This window comes from Halomonas binhaiensis, from assembly GCF_008329985.2.
GTDB lineage: Bacteria > Pseudomonadota > Gammaproteobacteria > Pseudomonadales > Halomonadaceae > Halomonas > Halomonas binhaiensis.
Window position 1 is genome coordinate 3,862,755 of record NZ_CP038437.2, and the last position, 25,788, is coordinate 3,888,542.

General features: G+C 58.3%; 20 protein-coding genes. 7 read left to right on the forward strand and 13 right to left on the reverse strand.

What is annotated here, in order from left to right; genetic code table 11:
- Nucleotides 1–12 precede the first annotated feature (12 nt).
- The 3 genes from E4T21_RS16960 to xseA all read left to right on the forward strand — a co-directional run bounded on the left by E4T21_RS16960 (nt 13) and on the right by xseA (nt 4,130).
- Nucleotides 13–1,518 carry a tripartite tricarboxylate transporter permease gene (locus tag E4T21_RS16960; RefSeq protein WP_149286162.1) on the forward strand — a complete coding sequence of 502 codons (1,506 nt, stop codon included), beginning with the start codon at nt 13–15 and terminating at the stop codon, nt 1,516–1,518.
- Nucleotides 1,519–1,579: 61 nt separating this feature from the next.
- Nucleotides 1,580–2,650: an AbrB family transcriptional regulator gene (locus E4T21_RS16965; RefSeq protein WP_149286163.1), complete on the forward strand. Its 1,071-nt coding sequence runs from the start codon at nt 1,580–1,582 to the stop codon at nt 2,648–2,650.
- A gap of 127 nt (nt 2,651–2,777) precedes the next feature.
- A complete protein-coding gene (xseA, locus tag E4T21_RS16970; RefSeq protein WP_149286164.1) occupies nt 2,778–4,130 on the forward strand; it encodes an exodeoxyribonuclease VII large subunit in 1,353 nt (450 codons plus the stop codon).
- Here the strand turns inward: xseA and glrR are convergent.
- The 7 genes from glrR to E4T21_RS17005 all read right to left on the reverse strand — a co-directional run bounded on the left by glrR (nt 4,099) and on the right by E4T21_RS17005 (nt 14,502).
- On the reverse strand, nt 4,099–5,484 hold the full coding sequence (glrR, locus tag E4T21_RS16975; RefSeq protein WP_149286165.1) for a two-component system response regulator GlrR: 1,386 nt from the start codon (nt 5,482–5,484) through the stop codon (nt 4,099–4,101). The genes xseA and glrR overlap by 32 nt on opposite strands.
- A 113-nt stretch (nt 5,485–5,597) precedes the next feature.
- Nucleotides 5,598–6,242 (reverse strand): coiled-coil domain-containing protein, encoded by a 645-nt coding sequence (locus tag E4T21_RS16980; protein ID WP_240349201.1) that lies wholly within the window; start codon nt 6,240–6,242, stop codon nt 5,598–5,600.
- Nucleotides 6,239–7,765 carry a sensor histidine kinase gene (locus tag E4T21_RS16985; RefSeq protein WP_149286166.1) on the reverse strand — a complete coding sequence of 509 codons (1,527 nt, stop codon included), beginning with the start codon at nt 7,763–7,765 and terminating at the stop codon, nt 6,239–6,241. Before E4T21_RS16985 ends, E4T21_RS16980 begins: the two co-directional genes overlap by 4 nt.
- A gap of 849 nt (nt 7,766–8,614) precedes the next feature.
- Nucleotides 8,615–9,925, reverse strand: a complete 1,311-nt coding sequence (gene argA / locus E4T21_RS16990; RefSeq protein WP_149286167.1) for an amino-acid N-acetyltransferase — start codon at nt 9,923–9,925, stop codon at nt 8,615–8,617.
- Between the two features lie 219 nt (nt 9,926–10,144).
- Entirely contained in the window at nt 10,145–12,103 is a 1,959-nt protein-coding gene (locus tag E4T21_RS16995) for a tripartite tricarboxylate transporter permease (RefSeq protein ID WP_149286168.1), read from the reverse strand.
- Nucleotides 12,104–12,173: 70 nt separating this feature from the next.
- Nucleotides 12,174–13,292 (reverse strand): type 2 periplasmic-binding domain-containing protein, encoded by a 1,119-nt coding sequence (locus tag E4T21_RS17000; protein WP_240349202.1) that lies wholly within the window; start codon nt 13,290–13,292, stop codon nt 12,174–12,176.
- 67 nt (nt 13,293–13,359) lie between these two features.
- Nucleotides 13,360–14,502 carry a 4-oxalomesaconate tautomerase gene (locus E4T21_RS17005; protein ID WP_149286169.1) on the reverse strand — a complete coding sequence of 381 codons (1,143 nt, stop codon included), beginning with the start codon at nt 14,500–14,502 and terminating at the stop codon, nt 13,360–13,362.
- Between the two features lie 150 nt (nt 14,503–14,652).
- On the opposite strand from E4T21_RS17005, the gene E4T21_RS17010 reads away from it, so the two are divergent.
- Nucleotides 14,653–15,567 carry a LysR family transcriptional regulator gene (locus E4T21_RS17010; protein ID WP_149286170.1) on the forward strand — a complete coding sequence of 305 codons (915 nt, stop codon included), beginning with the start codon at nt 14,653–14,655 and terminating at the stop codon, nt 15,565–15,567.
- Between the two features lie 99 nt (nt 15,568–15,666).
- On the opposite strand, the gene E4T21_RS17015 is transcribed toward E4T21_RS17010, so the two are convergent.
- Nucleotides 15,667–16,932 (reverse strand): inorganic phosphate transporter, encoded by a 1,266-nt coding sequence (locus tag E4T21_RS17015; RefSeq protein ID WP_149286171.1) that lies wholly within the window; start codon nt 16,930–16,932, stop codon nt 15,667–15,669.
- 78 nt (nt 16,933–17,010) lie between these two features.
- Entirely contained in the window at nt 17,011–17,691 is a 681-nt protein-coding gene (locus E4T21_RS17020) for a TIGR00153 family protein (protein WP_149286172.1), read from the reverse strand.
- 115 nt (nt 17,692–17,806) lie between these two features.
- On the opposite strand from E4T21_RS17020, the gene E4T21_RS17025 reads away from it, so the two are divergent.
- The gene (locus tag E4T21_RS17025) at nt 17,807–18,685 is read left to right on the forward strand and encodes a CYTH domain-containing protein (protein WP_149286173.1); all 879 of its coding nucleotides are present in this window, start codon (nt 17,807–17,809) and stop codon (nt 18,683–18,685) included.
- Nucleotides 18,686–18,705: 20 nt separating this feature from the next.
- On the opposite strand, the gene E4T21_RS17030 is transcribed toward E4T21_RS17025, so the two are convergent.
- Nucleotides 18,706–19,326 carry an L-threonylcarbamoyladenylate synthase gene (locus E4T21_RS17030; protein WP_149286174.1) on the reverse strand — a complete coding sequence of 207 codons (621 nt, stop codon included), beginning with the start codon at nt 19,324–19,326 and terminating at the stop codon, nt 18,706–18,708.
- A gap of 98 nt (nt 19,327–19,424) precedes the next feature.
- A complete protein-coding gene (locus tag E4T21_RS17035) occupies nt 19,425–20,339 on the reverse strand; it encodes a PHP domain-containing protein (RefSeq protein ID WP_240349203.1) in 915 nt (304 codons plus the stop codon).
- 275 nt (nt 20,340–20,614) lie between these two features.
- Between E4T21_RS17035 and E4T21_RS17040 the strand changes: the two genes are divergently transcribed.
- Nucleotides 20,615–20,914: a YciI family protein gene (locus E4T21_RS17040; RefSeq protein WP_149286175.1), complete on the forward strand. Its 300-nt coding sequence runs from the start codon at nt 20,615–20,617 to the stop codon at nt 20,912–20,914.
- 252 nt (nt 20,915–21,166) lie between these two features.
- On the forward strand, nt 21,167–23,221 hold the full coding sequence (gene mnmC, locus E4T21_RS17045; protein WP_240349204.1) for a bifunctional tRNA (5-methylaminomethyl-2-thiouridine)(34)-methyltransferase MnmC2/FAD-dependent 5-carboxymethylaminomethyl-2-thiouridine(34) oxidoreductase MnmC1: 2,055 nt from the start codon (nt 21,167–21,169) through the stop codon (nt 23,219–23,221).
- 144 nt (nt 23,222–23,365) lie between these two features.
- Here the strand turns inward: mnmC and E4T21_RS17050 are convergent, their stop codons facing one another.
- Both E4T21_RS17050 and ligA read right to left on the reverse strand, forming a co-directional pair.
- Complete coding sequence (locus E4T21_RS17050) at nt 23,366–23,650, reverse strand: YheU family protein (protein ID WP_149286177.1); 285 nt, start codon at nt 23,648–23,650, stop codon at nt 23,366–23,368.
- Nucleotides 23,647–25,716, reverse strand: coding sequence for an NAD-dependent DNA ligase LigA (gene ligA, locus E4T21_RS17055; RefSeq protein WP_149286178.1), 2,070 nt, complete (start codon nt 25,714–25,716; stop codon nt 23,647–23,649). Before ligA ends, E4T21_RS17050 begins: the two co-directional genes overlap by 4 nt.
- Nucleotides 25,717–25,788 lie beyond the last annotated feature (72 nt).

Genomic DNA, 25,788 nt, shown 5'->3' on the forward strand with positions numbered 1-25,788 from the left:
TGAGGTATTTCCATGTTCGACTTTCTGATCGAAGGCTTTTCTGTCGCCCTGACACCACTCAATCTGGGGCTCGCCTTCCTTGGTGCCTTGCTTGGCACCCTGTTCGGGGCCCTGCCAGGCATCGGCCCGATCAATGGCATTGCCATCTTGATGCCGCTGGCCTACACGCTGGGCCTGCCGGCTGAATCAGCCCTGATCCTGCTCGCGGGCATCTATACCGGCGCCGAGTACGGTGGCCGCATGTCCAGCATTCTGCTCAATGTGCCTGGTGATGCCGGTGCGGTAATGACGACACTGGACGGCCATCCGCTGGCCAAGAAAGGTCTGGCGGGACCTGCACTCGGGCTTTCTGCGGTCAGTTCCTTCGTTGGCGCGACCATCGCCATTCTCGGCCTGACCCTGTTCGCCCCCCTGCTGGCCCAGGTGGCAGTGATGTTTGGCCCCGCCGAGTTCTTCGCCTTGATGGTATTCGCGTTTTCCTCCATGGCCGTGATGATGGGCAAGGACCCGATCAAGACCGCCATTGGTGCCGTGCTTGGCGTGATGATTGCCATGATCGGCGTCGACTCCGCCACCGGTGTCATGCGCTACACCTTTGGCATGCCCGAGCTGTTCGACGGTGTCGACTTCGTTGTCATGATCATTGGCCTGTTTGCTATCAGTGAAATCCTGTTGATGCTGGAACACGCCAGTCGCCCGGATGATGACGGTAAACTGCCTCCCCTGGGGCGTGTGTTCGTGTCCACCAAGGAACTGCTGCTGTGCAAGGGCACCATGCTGCGTTCAGGCCTGCTGGGCTTCATCATCGGCGTGCTGCCCGGGACAGGTGCTTCGGTGGCCGGTGCGGTATCCTATACCACGGAAAAACGGCTGAACGACAAGCACGGCACCTTTGGCAAGGGCGACATGCGCGGCCTGGCCGCTCCCGAAGCCGCCAACAATGCTTCTGCTGCGGGCTCCTTTGTGCCCATGCTGACGCTGGGTATCCCTGGATCTGGCACCACGGCAGTACTGTTGGGCGCGTTGATGCTCTATAACATCACTCCTGGCCCGACCATGTTCAGCGATAACCCGGAAGTTGCCGGAGGCCTGATTGCCTCACTGTATATTGGCAACCTGGTGCTGCTGGCACTCAACCTGCCACTGGCAGGCGTTTTCGCCCGGGTGCTGACCATTCCCCGCTGGGTTCTGGTACCTGCCATCGCGGTCCTGTCCTTCGTCGGTGTCTATCAGCTGCATTCCGACCTGGCGGCGATATATCTGATGCTGATCATCGGTATTGTCGGCTACCTGCTGCGCAAGCTGGGCTTTTCGCTGGCACCGATCATCCTTGGCTACGTGCTGGGCGGACTGATGGAAGACAACTTACGCCGTGCACTGGCCATCAGTGGGGGAGACACGAGCATCCTGTGGCAATCCGGCATCTCGTTATTCCTGTGGATTGCTGCCACCGCACTGCTGGTGCTGCCCTGGTTGTTGCCCAAGCTCATGGCAGGACGCAAGGCCGGCAATGCTTGAACCTTTCATGCTCCGGGATCCATGGATCCTGGAGTGTCTTTCTTCTCATCCAGGAGCTTGAATGTCGCCCCCTTCGCCCATCGCCATGTCTGGCATCCTGCGTTATATCCCCACTCTGGTACTGGGTGGCCTGGGGGGATTCGTTGCCTACTACTTGAATATGCCTCTGCCTTGGCTGCTGGGCGCGCTGATCACGACGACAGCCGTCAGTCTTGCCGGTATTCGCCTCGGTTCTCCAGGACGTGTGCGCAAGGCAGTGCTGGTGGTCATTGGCGTGATGCTGGGATCTGCCTTCGCCCCCGGCGTGGCCAGTGATTTCGCAGCCTGGTCAGGTAGCCTGATCATCATGCTGATCGCGACCGCCAGCATGATGGTAGTCGCGGTCTGGTTCTCCCACCGGATTGCCGGACATTCGCTGGATACCGCCATTTATGCAGGGGCTCCAGGTGGCCTGTCATCCCTGTTGCCCATGGCGCAGGAAGCCGGTGCCGACCTGCGTGCAGTGGGCATGACACATGCCGTGCGCATCCTTGTGCTGCTGGTGTCCATTCCGCCATTGCTCAATCTGATTGGCCACGTGGATATCAGCGCGAGTCGCAGCAATGCCAGCCAATGGCTCAGTTTTCCGGGACTGGAGGATACCGGCTGGCTTGCAGGTGCTGCCGTGGTGGGTGTCGTCATCGGCCGTCTGCTGCGCTTGCCCAACCCACTACTGTTCGGCCCGGCCCTCGCCTCCTCTGTCCTCCACCTGAGCGGTACCACCCATGCCGTGTTACCTCCTGCCCTGATCGCCTTGGCTCAGGTGATCATTGGTACTTCGGTGGGCGTACGCTTTGTCGGTGTCACGCTGAGAGAAATGGCCAGGCAACTTGGCCTGGCCCTGATACAGGCAATAATGCTTACCTTGCTGGCCGTGGCGGCAGCATGGATCGGGCATGAGCTAACCGGCTATTCTGTGGCAGCGGCCTTGATTGCCTACATGCCAGGCGGGGCTCCCGAGCTCAGCCTGGTCGCCCTGGCGCTCAATATCGAGCCAGCCTTTGTCACCTCGCACCATCTGTTGAGAATCACGGTACTACTGATCACCCTGCCGCTATTGGTCGGTTGGTTGACACCCAGGGTCGCCCGCTAGACAGCAGGCGATGCTGCGACACGAGGATCGCTCGGTTCATGGTAGGCTGGATACAGGTTTTACTGCTGCCCTGTTCTCATGTCAGCCCGCTTTCACCTCAGCTCCGCCCGGCGACAAGGAAGCTCCCATGAACGATGCCCCTCAGGACATTCTCTCTGTCAGCGACCTCAATCGTCGTGCTCGCCAGGCCCTGGAAGCCAACATCGAGGAATGCTGGGTCGAGGGGGAGCTGTCTGGTGTTTCTCGGCCGTCATCAGGCCATGTCTACTTCACCCTCAAGGACGACCGAGCCCAGGTGCGTGCCGTGCTGTTTCGCACCCGCGGCCGCTTTGTGTCGACGCCGATGCGCGATGGCGACCTGGTTCGCGTGCGTGGACGGATCTCGCTGTTCGAACCGCGGGGAGACTATCAACTGATCGTGGAAGCGGTACAGGCGGCGGGGATTGGGGCTCTGCTTGCGGCTCTCGAGGCACTCAAGACCAAGCTGGCCGGGGAAGGTGTGTTTACCAATGACCGCTCTCTGCCATACCCACCGCGCCACCTGTTGGTACTGAGTTCAGCCACCGGTGCTGCCATTCGCGATGTCCTGGCCGTCCTGCGAGCACGCTGGCCACTGGTCAATGTCACTCTGATTCCGGTGCCCGTACAGGGTAGCGAGGCAGCTCCAGCCATGATTTCTGCGCTGGGCCTGCTCAACCGGCAGTCGACACTGGATCCCCAGCAGGATGTCGTGTTGATCACACGCGGAGGCGGGAGCCTGGAGGACCTCTGGGCCTTCAACGATGAGCATCTCGCCCGGGCCATCCACCACTCACGCCTCCCGGTCATGGCCGCGGTAGGCCATGAGATCGACTCCAGCATCGCCGACCTGGCCGCTGATGCCAGTGCTCCCACGCCTTCTGCCGCGGCCGAGCGTCTGGTCCCCATGCGTGACACCATGCTCCAGCGCTTGAGCCAGCTTGAAGTCCAGATGATTCGCGCACAGCGCAGGCGTCTGGAGGTCGAAAGCCAACGCCTGGATCATCTTCGCCTTCGCCTGCGCCATCCAGGTGAGCACCTGCAGCGCCAGCACCAAACACTGCTCCAACTGCAACGCCGCCTGCAGCGCGCCATGCAGGATACGCTCGACCGTTGTTCCCGCTCCCATCACGAACTCGCCCACCGCCTGCGCTTGCGCTCCCCTCAAGCGACATTGCATGAGGCCCGCACCCGACTGCAACGCCTCGAGCAACGCTTGATCAATGCACAGCACCATGCCCTGGAACGCCATCGCGAGCAGTTGGCTTCGCGCATGCGCCAGCTACATGCCGTCAGCCCGCTCGCAGTCCTTGGTCGCGGCTATGCCATCCTTGCAGACGACGCTGGCCGAGTGATCCGCTCAGCGAATCAGACTCGGCCAGGTGAAGTGCTCGACGCCCGGTTGGGCGAAGGGGAATTGACGCTGACGGTCAGTGCTGTACGTTCTGAGCCCCGGGCTTGAAGGCAGAAGGCTCCAGTTCATGACGCGACAACAGCTTGTAGAAGTCGGTGCGATTACGTCCGGCGATCCGTGCGGCTTGCGTCACATTGCCTTCGGTAATCTTCAGCACCTTGACCAGATAACTGCGTTCAAAACCGGCACGGGCATCATTGAAGGTAGGCAGCGCGTTATCTTCTGCCACGAGCGCCTGAGCCACCAGAGCTTCAGGAATCATCGGAGCACTGGACAGTGCCACGCACTGCTCGACCACATTGACCAGTTGACGCACATTACCGGGCCAGGAACTGGTCGCCAGCAGGTTCATGGCCTCCGGGGAAAAGCCCTTGACGAAAGGCTTGTGGCGCGAAGCGGCCTGGGCGACCAGGTGCTTGACCAGTAGCGGCACATCCTCGGCACGATCCTTCAATGGCGGCAACTTCAAGTTGACGACATTGAGGCGGTAGTAAAGATCCTCGCGAAACTCCCCTTCGTGCATGGCCTGATCCAGATCGCGGTGTGTCGCAGACAGCACGCGCACATCCACCGGTATGGAAGAGGTCGAACCCAACGGGCGCACTTGTCGCTCCTGCAGGACACGCAACAGCTTGACCTGTAGCGACAGCGGCATGTCACCGATTTCGTCAAGGAACAGAGTACCGCCATCGGCTGCCTGGAACAGTCCGCCATGTTCACTGATCGCGCCGGTAAACGCCCCTCGGGCGTGACCGAACAACTCACTTTCCAGCAGTTGCTCAGGCAAGGCGCCACAGTTGATGGCAACGAATGGCTTGTCGGCCCTTGAGCTTGCTTTATGGATGGCATTGGCCAGCAGTTCCTTGCCCGACCCGGAAGGGCCAGTGATCAGAACACTGACATCAGAACCTGCCACCATGCGGGCCTGTTCCAGGATGCGTTCCATTTCCGGGCTACGGGTGATGATTTCATCCCGCCAACTGTCATCACCCTCACCGGTATTGGTCAAATGCGCCAAGGCATCGTCAATGGCACCGAACAACTCATCGCGATCCACCGGCTTGGTCAGAAAGCTGAAGACTCCCTGACGCGTGGCACTGACGGCATCGGGAATAGAGCCATGAGCCGTCAGGATGATGACGGGCAGGCCTGGCATACGACGCTGAATTTCCTGAAACAACGCCATGCCATCCATTTCATCCATACGCAGGTCGGACAGCACCAGGTCCGGACGCGCCTCATCCAGCCGCTTCAGAGCATCACGTCCGCTCTCCGCCGTGGTCACACGATAGCCACGGCTTTCCAGGCGCATACCCAACAGTTTGAGCAAGCTGACATCATCGTCAACCAGCAGAATGTGGGCCGATATCTTAGCGCTTGGCGTCGTTGCAACGTGTTTCATTTCGGAGTCTCCACAGGGCCTTTCCAGACCCCTGTCTATCGCAGGTTGATGCTTTTTCCATCTGCTAGCGCAGATAGATGATCAAGTCGACCTGCCGATGCAGATTGATACTACTATTCCACCTGCTGACGCAGGTTAATGTTTTGCTCAATGGCAGTTAGAGCTTCAAGTTTCTTGGCAAGTTCCTGATTCTCCTTGCGCAGTTGAGCTACTTCGTCATCGTTGTAGCCAACACGCCCCTGCAATGCGAGGCGTCCTTCCAGCTCATTGCGCCAGTAGCGCATAAGCGGTTGCAGCTCCTCGGGCGCCGACTCCAGGTCCGACTTGAGCACACCCGATGCCTCGCGCCACTGGGACACGGAGCCCCAGGCCTGCACGACAGCTCGAGCCAGGCGCTGCTCAGGCGCGTATCCTTCGGTACGCCCCAGCATATCCGTGCGCCATTGGTGATCGCCGCGCTGGGAAGCCAGGCCAAAGGCGACCCAGTTTTCCAGCATGCAGTCCGACTTCGCAAAGTTCGGCACCACGTTGTTACTGGCATCGTTACTGGCATCCACAGCACACTTCAGGGATGAGTCCTCAACCACAGTGGGTGTTCCATCACGTCCCTGCAGTATCAATGCATCGCATCCTGCCAAACCCGTAAAGCTGACAAGGAGGACCGCCAGGGCCAGGCGTTCCATGCCTTTGTGGAAAAGCGGGCTGTCGCTCCATGGATGACGACATCCGCATAACAGGGTCTGCGCCCTCGTAATCATAAGGTCAGGTTCCTTGCGTCCTTGCCCGACGACGCGGGCTCATGTCGTGATTGTTGCAATTGTCGTGATTGCTGTGCTGCCTTGCTTCCCTCATTGGCAGGCAGCGTCAAGCGAAAGCAGACCGCGAGATCGGAGTCATCCACCAGGGCCAATGCTCCGCCTTGCAGGCGGGCGCAGTCGGCAGCCACGGAAAGGCCTATTCCGGAGCCCTTCAATGCGCCCTTGCGCTTTGCCTGACCCTGATAGAACGCCTCGAACAGATGAGGACGATCCTGCTTCGCAATAGGGTCGCCACTATTGGCAACTTCCAGTTCCAAGCGGTCATGCAAGGCTTTGGCGCGAATCACCAGCTCTCCACCATCCTCACCATATGCGATGGCATTGGATATCAGGTTGTCCAGCACTCGGGCTGTCGCCTGATGGTCAGCGAACCAGTTGAGAGGCCCGGGAAAAGCCTCGACGCGCATCTCCTTCGACTGGAGAGCCAGACGATGCTTGGCTAACACCTCACTCACGACAGTGGCCATGTCGAGACGCTCAATCTCGGCATTGCGTGAGTGCTGTATCAAATTATAGTCAAGCAGTTGCTCGATAAGGCGCTGCAGCTCTCCTCCGCTGGCATCCAGCAATCTGAGAACTTCATGCTGTTGTTCGGTCAACTCTCCGACCACGCCATCAGACAGCAACGCCGTACCTTCCCTCACACTGGCAAGAGGTGTTTTCAATTCATGTGACATATGGCGCAGGAATTGCTGCTTCTGCGCTTCCAGCTCCTCGAGTCGCATTGTCAGCCAGTCGAGCCGCTCGCCAAGCACCACCAGTTCTGCAGGCCCTTGCACCCGCTTCACTTTTCCATCCTCTTGACCGGCACGACCGGTGCCAATGCCCAGAATACGACGCTCGAGCTGTCGCACAGGACGAGTGATCAAGCGGGTGAATAACAGCATCAGCAGCAGACTGGACGTTACCAGCGCAGCCGTTTGCCACCACAGGCGTCGTTGCACCTGTATGGCCCGTTCACGAATATCATCCAGGCGCTCATCAATGCGAAGGTTGGTGGCCTTGCGCATGCCCTCTACGTTTTTCGAGAACGGTTCGAACCAGCCCAGGGCCTTCTCATAGGCTTCTGCATCAAGCTTCGGCAATGTCGCCAAGTCATCCAGCAACTTTTCCAGGGCTACCACATGCTCTTCATCTACCAGCAGCAAACGCTGCTGGGTAAGCAACTGACGAAACTCTTCCAGTCGCTCGTCATAGATATCGAGCAGGCTCTGTTGCTGAACCACTGCGTACTGACGCGCACCACGTTCTATTTCCACCGCCAGCGAACTCAATGTCCGCGCACGGCGGGTTTCTACCACAGCCTGGCGTGCACTGACTTCGGCTAATCGCGACCACTCGGATAACGCCTGGCCTGCCTGGTACATCAGCACGCCAAGAGGAAGCATGACCACGACAAAGGCCAACAATACTAATTGCAACAGTGAACGGGGGCGCCATCGGCGCGAGGCAGCAGAAGTCATGTCCAGCGTTCTATGAAGAAAAGTGAATGAAGCGTCCATCAATTCCTCCACAGAATACCAGAAGTGGGGTCCCAAACCCTCGTCATCACTTGTCGTAATCCATCCTTCTTCACCAAGAAAGGCTCCCTAAAAAAAGGGCCGGCATAGCCGGCCCGAATACGCAGGGAACTGAAGGGGTTGAAAAACCGATCAATCGATAGCCTGGTCCACCCATTGAACGACCTTCCAGTGGCCCGAAGGCCCGAAGCCGCACCAACGCCTACATCACCAGGAACCAGGTCGTTGGAGCATGGATGGCAACCATCCAGCCTCGTTCATCGCACTGACACCTTTCGGGCACCAGCGCTAAATTCTCCCCGATAAGGGGGGCATCCATGCCAGAGCATCCTTGCTCTTCACGATACCTATCCATGCCATTCAGGCCGGTACCGTCTCATCGCAACCTTTGTGTCGCACATCTCGCGCGGAGCAGACGCTGGACACTTTTCGGGACACACAGGGCAGTGATTTCCCGAAGAGCGATCCGGGAAGAAGCATGGCCGGAGCCGACTTCTTCCCCTGCTCTCCAAGTCATATAGCCAGCATCGTGCCAATTATAAAAATATTTATATTTATCATTATGTTGTAATGATCTTGTTTTTCTCTTCCAGCGCTATCGAAGCAGATGTCGATAAAACAGCAGGAGAAACGTCTCCAAACGGCAACGCAAATATCACAGTTTTTAGGTAACTTATAAAAATCAATAGATTATCTCGTCTCCATATGGAGACATCGCAATAAGACCAGAGTACGAAGAAGAACCACCGCCCGAGAGTCGGGCGGTGGTAGAGGGAAAGATGATTCGGTGTTCTAGAGTGCCTTGAGCAAGACTTTCGACTTCCTCGCATGGTTGTATGCATCCCGCTTGAGCGGTGGCAACTCTTCCAGAGTTGCCTGGATGAAACCATGCTCCAGAAACCAGTGGGCAGTATGAGTCGTCAGGGCGAACAGACTATCCATTCCGCGCCGCCCGGCAATGCGTTCGACTTCGGCCAAAAGACGCTCACCACGAGCACCACTGCGATAGTCCGGATGCACTGCGACACAGGCAAGTTCACCGAGTTTACTGCCATCAAAGCGATGCAGGGCGGCACATCCAATGATCATGCCGTCGCGCTCGATCACCAGGTAGTCATCGATATCATGCTCGAGCCTTTCACGAGAACGAGGCACCAGCATCCCCCGCCGCTCCAGAGGCTCAAGCAGCTCGAGCAGGCCACCGATATCACTCACCTCGGCCATTCGCAGCTGCTCATAACGATGCTGAGTGATCATCGTGCCCACCCCGTCGCGAGTGAACAGCTCACCAAGAAGAGCATCGGCATCACGCCAGGACAGCAGATGGGTGCGTGACACACCATGCAACGCTGCTTCGCAGGCAGCCCCCAGATGGCGAGCCAGTTCACTGTCAGGAGATGCAGACTGCAATAGCGGCGCTGCCTCGGCAGGACTCAGCTGACGCAGCAGCAGCCCCGCTTCATCCCGCAAGCCATCGGCCTCACCCAGCAGGATGAGCTTGTCCGCATTCAGTGCCACGGCAGCATGTTGTGCCACATCGGCGGCATCCAGGTCGAAGACCTCTCCTGTGCTGGAATACCCTAGCGGAGGCAGCAATACCAGGGCCTTCTGCTCCAGCAATGCCCTGATACCCGCCGCTCGCACCCTGCGTACTTCACCGGAGCGATGAAAATCGACACCGTCACGCACCCCCAGGGGCTTGGCCATCACCAGGTTGCCCGACACAGCGGTCAGCTCGATGCCATGCAATGGAGTATTCGGCAGTCCCAGCGATAACCGTGCCTCAAGCCATAGGCGCTGCTCTGCCGCCACCCGTTCCACCTTGGCCATGATCGCCTCATCCGCCACCCAGCGCCCGGCATGGCGCTCTGGCGTAATCCCCTCCTCGGCCAACGCGGCATTTACCTGGGGGCGAATGCCGAATGCAACGACCAGGTTCACCCCCAGGGTATGCAGCAAGGCCAAGTCTTGAATCAGCGACTCCCCTCGCCCAGCGGCCATGGCCTCACCTTCAATCAGCACAACAAAGGTTCGGCCTCGGTGTGCATTGATATAGGGAGAAGAGTGGCGAAACCAGTCAACGAAGGAAAAGCGCGTGTTCAATGTTGTGAGAACTCCAGCAAGGGCAGGGTTGTAGAATCAAGTATCTACGCACTATATCAGACGATAGTGAGCACCGGAGAGGCTCTGGAATACACGGCAGCAAAAATGCATAAAATGACAACGGCGCCTCTTCTTCGCCGTATCTCAATGAGCATATTGAAATGAAGAAGAGGCGCCGCTTCAGGTTGGCTTTAGACTGGCTTCAGATGGTAGAGAACACTACTGAAACAGCAGAGGATCGAGAACACCTGCAGGATAGGTCAATGTCAGGATATGCCCCATGCCCACAAGAAAGCCTGCGATGCACATGGCCATGCCGGTTGCTATCCAAGGCTTGACCCGCGCGACCAGCAACAGGAAAAGCAAGGAGAACAGCGTCGCGGTCAAGACAAACCCCAGCGCCAGGATAGCGCCAATCAGCAAAAAGAACCCTCCAATCCAGAGCAGTTGAACGGCAATGGTCTGCTTCACCCAAGTGACCGGATGCATCAAGTTCCGAGCCATCTCGCACACAAGCGACAATACCAGGATGCCAATGGCCAGCCATGGCATGATCCCGCCGGTCAACGACAGCCCCCAGGTATCGACCAGAGCAACACCGGCCAGCAGCAACATGCCTGTGATGATGACCAGATCAACTCTCCCAAGGGAGTTGGTGCCACTGGGCTCACTGCCAGAGGTTTCCTCATCTGTTCCGGATGCGACTGAACGACGATTCAACCAAGTACGCTTGAGCATGGGCATGAACAGGATCGCGACAATCAATGCTCCGATAATGATGACCCCGGGGCGCGAAAACGCCGCCGTCCCCTGGAACTGAACTGCCTGATAGAAGTAGTTTTCAGCCCCTGGGGCAAGCACGAAACCGATCAGGAAAGCCGGTCGCGACCATCCTGCCTGCTTGAACAGGATTCCCATGGCCCCGATTGCGCCCAATGCCACAAGGTCGGCGACTGAACGAGTCGACTGATAGGCAGCGAACATGATCAGCACCAGGATGACTGGCGCCAGGATGGTAAAACGGACCCGTGTCAGACTTGCCACTGGTCGTGCCAGTACCAGACACAACGCCGCTCCCAGTACATTGGCCAGTGCCAGCGACCAGATGATGGTGTAGGTCAGGTCGAGATGCGTCTCGATCATTCCAACCCCTGGCTGAAGGCCCAGCAGCAGCAGACCGCCCAGAAAGATTGCCGCAGTTCCTGAGCCAGGTACTCCAAACAGCAATGTTGGCACCATGGCTCCACAGGCACAGGCGTTGTTTGCTGATTCTGGTGCAATCACACCACGTATATCCCCCTTGCCGAACTGAGACTTGTCGCGAGCAGACTGAACGGCATGGCCATATGTCATCCAGTCGACCACAGATCCTGCCAAGCCGGGAATCGTACCCACGAGACTGCCAATGGCAGCACAGCGCGCAACGAGCCCTTTCTGCTCACGAACATCTCTCAGCCCTCGCGCCCATCCTTCTCCCAGGCGACAAGGACTCTCAGAGATAGCACCACGCTTGAGCAACAGCTCGACAATCTCAGGCAGAGCAAAAATCCCCAGCCCGACCACAACCAACGGCAGGCCGTCATAGAGATAATCGAGTCCAAAATTTAGCCGAAACTCGCCTGTCGCAGGAGCCATGCCGATAATCCCTACCAGCAGGCCCAGCCCACAGGCAGCAAGTCCCTTGAACAACTCCTTCCCGGACAGCACCGCTACCATGGAAAGCCCCAGCAGGGTCAGCATGAATAGCTCTGATGATGAGAAGGACAGCACCAACGGTCGTGCAACGACGATGAACGCGGAAAGCACTACTGCCCCGAGCAACCCTCCAAGCATCGATGACAGGAAGGCACTGGACAGCGCGCGCGCAGCCTGGCCGCGCTTTGCCAAGGAAAAACCATCGACCACGGTGGCCTGAGAAGCGCTGGACCCAGGAATACCCAGCAATACTGATGCAAAGGTATCACCAGTGGGAATCACTGCCACCAGGCCCATCAGCATACCCAGGGCAACGGATGGTTCCATGCCATATAGAAAGGGCAGCAACAATGACATTCCGGCAATACCGCCAAGGCCCGGTATGATGCCGACCACCAGTCCCACCAGAACGCCGGTGGTCATGAATAGCAGATGGGAGACAGTAAACAACTGACTCAAGCTGGACAGCATGACATCAATCATGACAGTCACTCTCTCTTGAAATGAGTGGAATCCAGCCCTGATAGCGCACCATCAAGGCCACGGATGACTATCAGATCGAAGCGCCATGTTCGGTCTTGAGCCAGTTGACGAGCCATTCGCGCGTGCTGTCCTTGAGATCCATGGACTCATCCAGATGGCGCTGCACCACTTCTCCGATCACCGGCTCGTAAGGACCAAGCTGGGCTTGGGCTTCTTGCTTGAAGGCATCGCTGGCCACGAACTCCCTGGCGGCTTCACGATAGGTATCGATCAGTTCCTGAGGAGCATCCTTCGGTACCATCACCAGCTTCTGCAACGTGTAGCCGGAGGCAAAGAACTTGCGATAAGCGGTGTACGCCTCACCCGTTGGCATCTGGTTATCATTCAGAGAGGCATAGACTTCCAGGAAGGTCGGCAACTCAGGGAATGCGGGGTCGCGCACGATGTCTCCCTGTTCATCAAGTATTCCCAGGGAAAACAGCGGAATCGCCTTGCCGGCCTCGACCAGCGGCTGCACGCTGCTCAGGTATGCGGAAGTTGTCTGGAAATCAATGTCCGCCTCACCGCGTTCAAAGGCCAACCGCCCTTCTCCTCGACTGCGCATACCGAAAACGGCATCCACATCTACACCGAGAAGATCCAGCGCCAGCAGCACCGGCAGCTCGACCCCTGTCGGACTCTGGGCAGCCAGCTTGACCGGCGACTTCAACATGCTCGCCATCACTTCATCGGCGGACTCTCCCAGGCGAGGCTGTGCGTACACCACACCTCCTGTTGGCGTGGCCAGAATCGGTGTCCAGTCTGCATAGTCGTAGCGAACTCGAGGGTCACCCAACATGGCGGGATATTGAGTGGAAGCAGATGTCCCGATCCAGTTGTCTCCCTTATGGCTAGCCCTGATCGAAAAGATATTGGCGCCGTTGATGGATCCCCCTCCAGGTACGTTATCGATCACTACTGTTGGGTTGTCCGGCAGGTTCTGGCTGAACCAGGGAGCAAAAAAGCGTGCCCAGACATCCGTCCCACCGCCCACTCCGAAGGGGATTGTCCATTTGATCTGTGAGGGCACTTCCGTGGATGCCTGGGCCTGCGGGGAAACGGTTGCCGAGATAGCCACGGCGGACATGGCAATGGCCAATGTCACACCAAGTGAGAATTTGCGCTGAGCAATAAATGCAGGGATATGCATGGCGTGATACCTCATGATTAAAGTTGTTATGTGATCCTGATGCTGTGCTTGAATCCTGGCGGGTGCATCAGGAGCCCAGGGCAATGTCTACCACAGGGCCTGATGGCAGAGGCGCTACCTTCCTCTGGGGTAACGCATAGAAGAGTGTCCCGCTCATGATCTTGCGGGCTGTACGCACCAGGGATACCTGGGCCAGTTCATGGGCATTGCCGTCACGATGTTCGACTCGGAGCTCCATGACACCGGACGGATGCTCAATGCACACATCACACAGACACTGTCCTTGGCTGATTCGGCCAGCTTGAAGGGCAATGCGATTGGCGATGGTGCCTGGCACACTGACGGCGGCCGATACCGCTATGCCACCGGTGACGGCAATGGCCTTGTGGCATCGGGTAGGTACGAAGTAGCGGGCGGTGAGAACGCCTTCTTTACTGCGTGGTGCTGACAGCACCACCGGCTTGGGCAACACACTGTCACGGACATCTCCCAGTCCCATGCGCTGCCCGGCTTCAAGACGCAGGTATTCCAGTCTCGCCAGGAGCTCTGCATCCATATCCATCTTTTCAGGAGTCTCATCGCCTTCCAGCCCCAGGTCATGCGCAGCCACCATCATGACCGGCGTGGCAGCGTCGAGACAGCTGACCTCGGTACCGTCGATCATCTCCATGGCTTGGCCAGTGGGTAAGAGCGCTCCCGTCTTGGAGCCGGCAATATCGAGAAAACTCAGACGAATCCCCGCTGCCTGACCAGGCACACCACTGATTCGGGTGTTGCCTTCATATATCACTCGGCGCCCGGGAGTAGGCACATGGCAGTCGATCAGGCGGTGGGTATTGATGTTGAAGACACGAACGATGGTCACCCCGTCTTCAGGCTCCACCAGGCCGGCCTCAATGGCATAAGGGCCAACAGCAGAAAGCATGTTGCCGCAGTTGGGACTGAAATCGACATGACGCTCAAGGACGTTGACCTGGGCAAAGAGGTAGTCGATATCGGCATCATCGCGCTCCGAACACTCGACAATGGCTACCTTGCTTGTCAGAGAGTTACCGCCACCGATGCCATCTATCTGCAGTGCATGCCCCGAACCCATGGCATTGAGCAGCAGTTCACTCAACTCCTGCTGACTCTGCGGCAGGTCACGCCTCCTCAGGAAAGGGCCACGGGAAGTACCACCACGCATGATCACACAGGGAATGCTGTTCATGAGCCTTGCACCATTGTTCGGTCGTTAGTGGTGCAAGGATTGCAGCGGGCAAATCATGCTTCAAATGCAAATATCCGCCTATAATAATCACAAAATCACATTAATTAGAAATACGCATTAATATGGCCAACACCATGCAAGGAAGAGCATATGCAACATCGATTAGAGTTCCTTGACCTGCAAGCCTTCGTGCAAGTCGCGGAACTTGGCACCTTTCATGAAGCGGCCAACCGCTTGCACTTGTCACAACCGGCGTTATCTCGGCGTATCCAGAAGCTGGAAGAAGTCCTCGAAGTCACCCTGCTCGAACGCACGACGCGCCGCACTCGCCTGACTCCGATCGGCATCGATTTTCTGGCCAAGGCAAGGCGCATGCTCGATGAGTACGAATCATCGATTCTTGGCATCCGAGATCTGGCGACCCACCAGAAAGGCACCATCACCATCGCTTGCCTGCCGACAGCAGCGTTCTACTTCCTGCCTAGTGTGATCCGCGAATTCAACACAGCCTGGCCAGGTATTCGCATCCGTATTCTGGACGTCAGTGCCCATCAAGGACTGGAGAAGGTAGTTCGCGGAGAAGCAGATTTTGGCATCAACATGTTCAGTGCCCAGACCTCAGAGATATCATTCACCCCCCTGCTGAAAGACCCCTTTGTGCTGGCACTGCGTGCCGACCACCCCTTGGCAGGCAAGCAGCATCTGGAATGGAGCGATCTCGAGCAGGTCCGTCTGATCACCGTGAGCCGGGACAGCGGCAATCGAACGTTGCTGGACAACGCTCTGGCACCGACCGGCATTCATCTCAATAGCTTCTACGAGGTTCAACACCTGTCGACGTCTCTGGGCCTGGTGGAGTCAGGTCTTGGAGTGGCGATTCTGCCGCGCATGGCCATGCCAGGCCCTGATCACAAGACACTGTGTGCCAAGCAGCTACCACCGCCATATATTCATCGCACTATTGGCCTGGTGCGCAGCAATGCACACAGCCTGTCTACCACCGCTCAGCTGTTCATCAACATGCTCCTGGAACACTGGGCAGAAGAAGCCGTCAGCCCTGAATAAAAAAACGGCGCCCCTTCTTCACACAGTGTCGGTGAAGAAGGGGCGCCGCTTGAAGCAAGGTCAGGGGATGACTAGCTCATTGGCCGTGTCGAGCCTGAATCAGCCAAAGATACCCTTGAACATGAAGAAGAAGGCGATGGCCAAGCCTGCGCCGGCCGGCAGAGTGATCAGCCAGGACATCACGATGGTGCCCAGCACACGCATGTTGAGAGCGGCAATACCTCGAGCCAGACCGACACCGAGTACAGCGCCTACCAGAGTGTGCGTGGTGGAGATCGGCAGGCCAGTACCGGAAGCCAATACTACCGTAGTGGCAGCAGCCAAGGTCGCGGCAAATCCGCGGCTCGGCGTCAGTTCTGTGATACCGGTGCCAACCGTGGCAATGACCTTGTGGCCATAGGTGATAAGGCCCGCCACGATACCACCGCCACCGAGGATCAGCACCCACCAGGGAACAGAAGCGGAACCTCCGACATCACCCTGGGTATTGACCACGCTGATCACTGCAGCCAGCGGACCAACGGCATTGGCCACATCATTGGAACCATGAGCGAAGGCCATGGCACAGGCGGTGAAGATCATCAGCACGCCGAAAACCCGTTCCACGCCCTGGAAACCGAAAGCGTCAGACTGACGCTGACTGCGTGCGATACGCTTCTCGCGCTGGATACCGATGAACATCAATACCAGGCCAAGCAGCACCGAAAGCAACAGACTCTGAGTGAAGTTCAGATGCAGACCGACATGCTTGAGCCCTTTGGTCAGTGTCACCATGGAAACGATGAACCCCACCAGGAACACGTACATGGGTACATAGCGCTTGGCGGCAGCAAAGGGATCCTCGGCGTCGAAGATCATGCTCTGGATGGACTTGAACAGCATGAAGGCAATGGAGCCAGCAAGCAGAGGAGAAACCACCCAGCTGGCAGCAATCTGACCGACCTTGCTCCACCCTATGGCATCAATACCGAGTCCGGCCAAGGCAAAACCGACAATGGCGCCAACGATGGAATGAGTCGTGGAAACCGGCCATCCCTTCATGGAAGCGATCATCAACCAGGTGCCAGCAGCCAGCAATGACGCCAGCATGCCGTAGATCAGAAGCTGAGGATCTTGTTCGAGTAGTGCAGGGTCGATGATGCCCTTGCGGATCGTCTCTGTGACCTGGCCGCCTGCCAACCAGGCCCCCAGGAATTCAAAGACAATGGCGATCAGGATCGCCTGTTTGATGGTGATTGCCCGGGAACCAACAGAGGTCCCCATGGCATTGGCTACGTCATTGGCGCCAACGCCCCAGGCCATGAAAAAGCCAAATGCGCAGGCCAGTAGGATGAAGATATCACCGTGCTGGGCAATGATCGACATGGGGGAATATCCCTCGTGTATCTATCTAGAAAGGAGCTAAAGCGAAGAGACCGCCCTGGGGCGGCCTGTCGTTGTTCATCAGTGCGCAGTCATGATCTGCAGTCGGCTACCCACACGCTCGGCGCGGTCAGACAGCTCACCGATCCACTCGATGATCTTGTAGAGGAACATCACCTCCACCGGAGGCAGATCGGCCTCCAGGGCGAACAACTGACGACGAATGGCGATCTGTTGCTCATCGGCACGATTCTCCAGGTCATGGAGGTCGCGAATCAGCTTCTGCATCAGGTCGCTGACATTGCGTCCGAAGCCGGACTCAAGCAGATCCTGAAGCTCTTCCAGAGCCTGACGAGCCTTGGCGACACACGATACAGATGTCTCGATGTAATCACGCATCGGTGCGGCCAGCTCACTGGGGACACGCATCTGGCGACCGAGCATGATACCGGTGATATCTCGAGCCTTGTTGGCAATCTTGTCCTGGACGCTGATCAAGTCGAGCAGGTCGGAACGTGATACCGGCAAGAACAGGGTGTTAGGCAGATTCAGGCGCAACTCAGTCTTGAGCGAGTCGGCTTCGTGCTCGAGCCTGGTGATGGCTTCTCGATGCTGGGTTGCCGCTTCCCAGTCACCCTGGAGGGTAGCTTCGAAGAAAGGCAGCAAGGCGGCAGAGCAATCATGGGCCTTCTCGATATGTGCCAACAGAGGTTGGAACGGAGAACGACCGAACATCGCGGAAAACGGGTTTGTTGTCACCATAGTGAATCACAGACACTGGGAAATGGCGGCGTTAGTATAGTGATCCCCTGCTGTCACGTCATGGAAAACTTTCGGCCATGTCCCGATCAACCTTGTCTTTGCCACGAGGCCCAGAATGAGCAACGAAGTCGAAATGAAGCTGGCCCTCGGGCCCCTGGGGCCCGACTACTTGCACCGCCATCCTATTCTGGCGGGCGTCCCTTCACACCGCCGCACCCTGCTCAATACCTACTTTGATACTCCCGAAGGCGACCTCCAGCGCATGCGTGTGGCACTGCGCTTGAGGTGCAGCGGTGATGCCTGGGTGCAGACCCTGAAAACAGGTGGCAAGGGCGGCGGAGGCCTATCGGTACGAGGAGAGTGGGAATGGCCTGTGCCTGGCCCACACCTGGACCTGGAAGGCCTGGCAAGGCTGCCAGCGGTACAGGCATTGGATCAAAGCCTTCTCGCCAAAGTGCAGGAGCGCTTCACCACCGACTTCGAACGCGACACCTGGGACATCGAATATCAGGGTAGCCAGATCGAGATTGCCCTGGATCAGGGTGAGATAACGGCAGCCGGACACAAGGTCCGGATTCGGGAAGCGGAACTGGAACTCAAAGCGGGAGACAGTGCCTCGCTACTCGCTCTGGCCGATGAACTTGCTGCCAGTGTACCGCTGCGTCCTTCGGACACCAGCAAGGCAGCACGAGGATCCGCCCTGCTCACCGGGAGCTGGAAGCTTCCCGAAGCCAGCGCGCCAGCCCATTGGCTACATCGCGCTACGGTCGCCATGGATGCGTACAGTGACACGCGCGAGAGCGACTGGCTGACTCAGGCGGCCACAGCGCTGGAACGACTCGCCGAAACTGTCCCCAAGGCTGGCCATATCGCTCTTCATCTGCGCACTCATCAACTGCACAATGATGATGAAGATGACTGGTTGAGCCCAGAGGTCGGTGCCGCCCTGCTCACTCTCTCACGCCAACTTCCGGACAGCACCGAGATGTCATGAGCAGGGCATTCACTTGCCCCTCACGTGAAGGGCGAGATGTCTCCCCGCCCTTCACGCACGATGACCGGAGGCAACTCACGGAGATCTATGACACTGGTGGGTTCCAGGTGACAGGCTCCGCCATCGATGATCAGGTCGAGGTGTGCACCAAAACGCTCACGGATTTCCTCGGGATCGGTCATCGGCAACTCTTCCCCCGCTGGTATCAAGGTCACACTCATCAGCGGCTCTCCCAGCCCCGAGAGCAACTCCCTGGTGATGGCATGGTCCGGCACACGGACGCCAATGGAGCGACGCTTGGGGTGCAGCAGCAGGCGTGGCACTTCCGTCGTGGCATTGAGAATGAAAGTGTAGGAGCCCGGTGTATGCGCCTTGAGCAAACGAAATACCGCATTGTCGAGCTTGGCATAGGTACCAATTTCTGAAAGATCAGAACACACCAGTGTGAAGTTGTGCTTGTCATCCAGGGAGCGTAGCCACTTGATCTTCTCGATGGCCTTCTTGTCGCCAAGATGACAGCCCAGGGCATAGCCAGAATCGGTGGGGTAGGCAACCACTCCCCCTTTGTTGATGATCTCTACCGACCGATCGATCAGGCGCTTATGAGGGTTGTCCGGGTGGATCTGGAAATATTGGGTCATGGGCGCATCCCTTCTTCGGTGTTTTCATTTTGATGTTTTCGTTTTCCAGCCTAGGCAACTCCCCCCTAGGTTGTGCATAAAAAGTCGAATACAAGTATTTACGCCATGTTTCCCTGGCGCCGCCACTGTGCCAGACGCTCATGCGTCCACACCGGTGCAACGGCAGTACGTGGTATCGGGCTCATGGTTCCGGGTGCCAGCGGCCCGCCAGGAAAGTGGAAGTCACTACCCAACGAGGCCAACAGGTCGTATTCCTGTAACTGACGGGCCAGGTCTCGGGTCGCATCGGGATTCTGATAACCGCTGACCAGCTCTGCAGCCTGGCCTCCGGCACGACGAAATTCATCCAACAGCAGGCCACGCTTGCGCCGGGTCATCTTGTAACGCAACGGATGAGCCAACACGGCCACCCCTCCCGCATCAAGAATCCATGTCACCACCTCGGACAGATATGGCCAGTGAGACTTCACATCTCCCACCTTGCCGTTACCCAGATATTTCTTGAATGCACTGGCCAGGTCCGGCACCAATCCGTCTTCCACCATCACATGGGCAAAGTCCGGGCGGCCCAGTGGACGCTCTCCGGCTCGCGCATGCGCCTTGGCCAGCGCATCCTTCAAGCCAACCTTTTCCAGGCGCTTGGCAATGGCTTCCGCACGTGTGTTCCGGGCACGGGACTGGGACTCCAGTCCCTCCACCAGAGTCCCCACCGCGCCTGATGGCAATAACCCGACCACATGAATGTTGGCTCCACGCCATTGCGCAGACAGCTCCGTTGCCGGCAACACGGATATACCACACTGCCTGGCCTCTTTCTGTGCATCTTCAACCCCATCCAGGGTGTCATGATCGGTCAGGGCAATATGGGACAAGCCTCTCTCGGCACAGAGCCTCACCAATTCTTCAGGAGAAAGAGCGCCATCAGAGGCGGTAGAATGCATATGCAGGTCGACGCTCAATGCGTCTCCCTCGAAAGTCTCGGGCAGTAGTGGCATGGTCGGGAAAGCGCTCATCGGCATGACGCCGGCGGGCGTCTTTGACAGAATATGTGCTTATGGTGCTCGCACGACCACCCAGGGTCAATTGCGGCACTATAGGTCATCCCCTCACAACAGCAGCACATGAATCGGCGAGCGGGATGAAAAGGCGCATATTGCACTGCCCCTTTGCCCCATTCACAGACAACAAACTGGGGTGGCCTTCGAGATGTTGCGAGGGGTAGCCGCCAGACATGGTGGCGATAGCATGGTGATTCACCTGCGCAGCCATTTATGACGAGGATTATTCGATGCTCTACGCAATCATCAGTGAAGATGTACACGACAGCCTGGAACGGCGCATGGCAGCCCGCCCCGATCACCTGGCACGACTCGAAGCCCTGCGCGATGAAGGACGTCTGGTGATGGCAGGCCCCCACCCTGCCGTAGACAGTGAAAACCCGGGAGAAGCGGGATTTACCGGCAGCCTGGTCGTTGCAGAGTTCAGTGATCTGGCCACGGCCCAAGCCTGGGCCGATGCCGACCCCTATCATATTGCCGGTGTCTACGCCAAAGTCGTGGTCAAGCCGTTCAAGAAGGTTCTGCCTTGAGCAATACACAGGCCCCAATTCCTGTGTGCATGAATCATCTGACTGTAGCCACCATGCCGGGCGGCTCCTCTTCGAGCCGCCCGGCATGAATCACTCGCTCCTTGTGAACGACCTGGCAGAGTTTTCCCACCGGAGTTTTACCCACAGCGTCTGTGGAAAAGTTTGTTGAAACACCGCGGACGCTTTTGCCAAGCCCCCATGTCACGGCCATGTCACGCCGATGATCAAATTTTGACCGCAGGAAGTATCCCCGTGTCTATCGCTCCAGATGGCCTGCCAGCACTATGTGCCGCCGAACTCGCTCACCTCGATTGGCGCTCAGATGACACCGGTGAAAGCAGCCCTCACTCCCAGGCCTTCGATGACGTCTACTTTTCCCGTCATGATGGTCGTGCCGAGACAGAGCACGTTTTCATTGCTGGCAATCACTTGCCGGAGCGTTTCGCTGCCTGGCAGGCATCCCGCCCCTTTGTCATCGCTGAAACGGGATTCGGTACAGGCCTCAACATGCTTTGCGCCTGGGCAGCATTCGAACGTCATGCTCAAGCGGAGTCTCGCTTGCATCTGGTCTCTACCGAATGTTACCCCATGGGACGAGATGATCTTGAACGAGCCCTTGCTGCCTGGCCGGATCTGGCTGACAAGGCTCGAGTCATCATCGCCCAGTGGCCCGCTCCCGTCAGTGGGGTGCATCGCCTGATACTGTCGTCACGGGTCATTCTCGATCTGCATATTGGCGACAGCACTGAGCGACTGGCCCTGCTGGACGGCCAGGTCGACGCCTGGTTTCTGGATGGCTTCGCCCCTTCCAAGAACCCGGAAATGTGGCGCCCTGAATTGTTCGAGCAAATGGCTGCTCGTTCTCGTCCCAACGCCACCTTCGCCACATTCACCTGCGCCGGCATCGTCAAACGTGGCCTCAAGGCTGCAGGCTTCGCATGGCGCAAGGTGCCGGGCTTTGGACGCAAGCGGGAGATGCTTGCCGGGGAGATCAGTACACCGGCCCAGGATGCACGGCGTAATTCCACCCCCTGGTTCCATCCTCCCGCTCCGCATTCAACCCAACATATCGCGGTGATCGGTGCCGGCATTGCCGGTTGTACTGCCGCAGAGGCTCTGGCCCGGCGCGGCATTGCCGTCACGCTGATCGATGCCCACGGCCCCGGTGCAGAGGCCTCCGGCAACGAGCAGGGCGCGCTTTATGTCAAGCTGGCTGTAGATACCAACCACCAGAGCCGCACCTATCTCTCCGGCCTGCTGTATAGCTACCGCTGGCTGTCTCGCCTGGATCCCGCTCATCGCCTATGGCAACCGAGCGGCGTGCTGCAGCTCGCCACCAGCGAGCAGGAAACCAGGCGCCAGATACGTTTCCTGGAGCACCATCCATTACCTGCAGACGTCGTGCATGCCGTGGATGCCGAGCAAGCTTCACGCCTGGCGGGTGTCTCCATTGATCATGGCGGCCTGTTCTACACCCTGGCGGGCTGGGTACGCCCACGTCTGTTGTGCGAGAAGCTGGCTTCCGGGCCAGGCATTCGTCAGATACGTGCAAAAGTTACTCAACTGGAACACAGGGACGAAGGCTGGTTGCTGACGCTTGATGGCGAACAGCAAGCACTGACTGTCGATCAGGTTGTAGTCGCTACCGCCGCCGACAGCACACGGTTTGCCCAGCTCGAGGGCCTGCCACTGCAGCCCGTGCGCGGCCAGGTCAGTCGTATGCCGGTAGCCGAGATGGCCACACCCGCCACGGTGATCTGTGCCGGAGGGTATCTGGCGCCCCCCTTGAATGGCTGGCTGACCTTCGGTGCCACCTTCACACCGAACTCCAGCGACAGAACGGTAACCGCCGAAGATCACCGGGCCAACTTGGACGAGCTTGAGCGAACCCTCCCCGGTTACCTCAAGCACCTGGCGGATAACGGATTGGCCATCACACCTGATGCATTGGAAGGACGCGCTGCGGTACGTGCCGCCAGCCCGGATAAATCACCCTATGCCGGGCCAGTACCCATGCGGGATGCCTGGCTGGAAGACTACGCTCGCCTGGGCAAGGATGCGACACGCATACCGAACACTGCCGGCCAGTACTATCCGGGCATGTGGATCAGTGCCGCCCATGGTTCCCGAGGCCTGGCCAGTGCCCCGCTATGCGCAGAGCTGCTGGCTTCACGCATCTGCGATGAGCCCTTGCCCCTGGAACTGCCCCTCGCGGATCACCTGCATCCAGGACGCCGGATCATCCGCGACCTGATACGCGGTAAGCGAGGAAGCGGCGGGCGGCGAGCTGTAAGCTGTAAGCCATGAGCCCAGGCACCAAGTGAAAGCCCCTGCAGTGATTGAGCTGCAGGGGCTTTTGTCTGTGATCCATGGGAGGCTCTGGGCAGCTCGTAGCTCATAGCTCGTAGCTCGTGGCTCGTAGCTCGTGGCTCGTGGCTCGTGGCTCATAGCTCATAAGATCGCGTCATGGTCGCCCTCTTCCTCGTCATCCGCCAGGTCGCGACCGAAAGCCCGCCACTGGGCCAGGGTCAGTACCTCGGTGGATTCGGTCTTGAGGTCATGGGCAATGATCAGTTCACTGCGTTCAAGCTGGTCCTTGAGCTGGGCGACCCAGCCTCTCATGCCGCTTCCCGTGTCGGTGGTGTCATAACCCTGGCGGGTGACGAAGGTCTCAAGCAAGGCATCGAGGGTTTCGGCCGGCAGCATGCGGTAGGGGACTTCAATAAAACGGCTCATGCGTCACTCACTCCATCATCTTCTTCGTCCCCAGCTGGCATGGCTTCCCACTCGGCAAGGCGGACAAGAAACGTATCCTCGTCAATGACGGGTACGCCCGCCTGCTCGGCCTTGGTCAGCTTGCTGCCCGCTCCGGGACCGGCAACCAGGCAACTGGTTTTCTTCGATACGCTACCGGCGACCTTGGCACCCAACGCCTGAAGCCTCGCCTTGCCTTCGTCCCGAGTCATGCTTTCCAGTGTGCCAGTCAGCACCCAAGTCTGGCCTTCCAGGGGCGTGGCCCTTTGCTCGATCACGGTTTCATCCCAGTGCACGCCCGCTTCGATCAGGGCCCTGATCGTCTCGATGTTGTGCTCTTGTTGAAAGAACGTCGCCACATGGGCCGCCACGATCGGTCCTACATCATTGACCTGCTCCAATGTCTCACGCCCGGCTTGCATGAGCGCCTCCAGAGTACCGAAGTGAGCTGCAAGGTTAGCTGCTGTGGCTTCGCCCACCTCACGAATCCCCAGAGCAAAGACAAAGCGCGCCAACGTCGTGCCACGCGCCTTGTCCAATGCTGCCACCAGATTATTGGCAGACTTCTCGGCCATGCGCGGTAAATCGGCCAGTTGTTCAGCAGGGAGGAGGAACAGGTCTGCAGGCGTCATTACCATCTCTCGGTCGACCAGCACATCGATCAGCTTGACCCCAAGCCCATCGATATCCATGGCACGCCGGCTGGCGAAATGCTTGAGCGCCTCCTTGCGTTGGGCTGCGCAATACAGGCCACCTGAGCAGCGCGCTACCGCTTCACCCTCGACACGCTCGATTTCCGAGTCACACACGGGGCAACGGGCAGGAAATACGATGGGGCATGCATCTGCCGGACGCTCACCCTCGATCACCCGCACAACCTGGGGAATGACATCGCCAGCCCGGCGGATGGCAACGGTGTCGCCAATCATCACTCCGAGACGTTCAATCTCGTCAGCATTGTGCAAGGTTGCATTGGATACTGTCACACCTGCCACGTTGACAGGTTCCAGGCGTGCCACCGGAGTAATGGCACCGGTACGGCCGACCTGAAATTCCACATCATTGAGCCGCGTGGTCTGCTCCTGGGCTGGAAACTTGAAGGCAATGGCCCAGCGCGGCGCCCGTGCGACAAAACCCAGTTCCCGTTGCAGGCGCAGATCATCAACCTTGATCACCGCACCATCGATATCGTAACCAAGCCCATCACGGCGCTCACCAAGACGATGGCAATAGTCGATGACACCCTTGGCCCCTTTTACCACTTTCAGTTCGCGACTGACCGGAATACCAAGCGATGCCAGGCGCTGCATCAGTTGGCTATGTGTTTCATCACCAGCCTGAGGCTCAAGGCGGGCAAGTTGATAGCCGGAAAACTCCAGCGGACGGGTCGCCGTCATCTTCGGGTCGAGCTGACGCAGGCTCCCGGCAGCAGCATTACGGGGATTGGCGAAGACTTTGCCATCCTGCTCTCGAGCACGTTCGTTCATGGCCTCGAAGCCCGCGTGGCTCATGATGACTTCGCCCCTGGCTTCAACCAGGGCAGGCACATTCTCGCCACGTAACTGCAAGGGAATGGAACGCAGCGTCTTCAAATTGGACAGGATGCCCTCTCCAGTACGCCCATCTCCTCGCGTCGCCCCACTGACCAGCGTCCCATTTTCGTAGACCAGAGACACCGCTGCTCCATCGAGCTTGGGCTCACAGCTGAACACCAGGGATTCAGGATCGACTTCCAGTCGCTCCGCCACACGTTCGACAAAGGCACGCAGCTCATCATCACTGAACGCATTGTCAAGCGACAACATGGGAATGGCATGGGTTATCTGAGGAAAACCATCGGCAGGCTGGGCGCCAACCCTTTGCGTAGGTGAATCCGCTGTCACCAGCTCAGGATGCTTATCCTCGAGTTCCTGCAGGCGACGCAGACGACGATCGTACTCGGCATCGGTCAGCAGCGGATCATCGAGCACATAGTAACGGTAATTGGCGTCATTGAGTTCGGCGCGCAGCCGGCTGGTTTCGTCGAGGATCGAAGCGTCGGTGGTCATGGGAACCTTCAGCGGAACGTGTTGAGCCTGGCCATTCTACCCCAGAATGAAAACAACCCCATGTTTCCATGG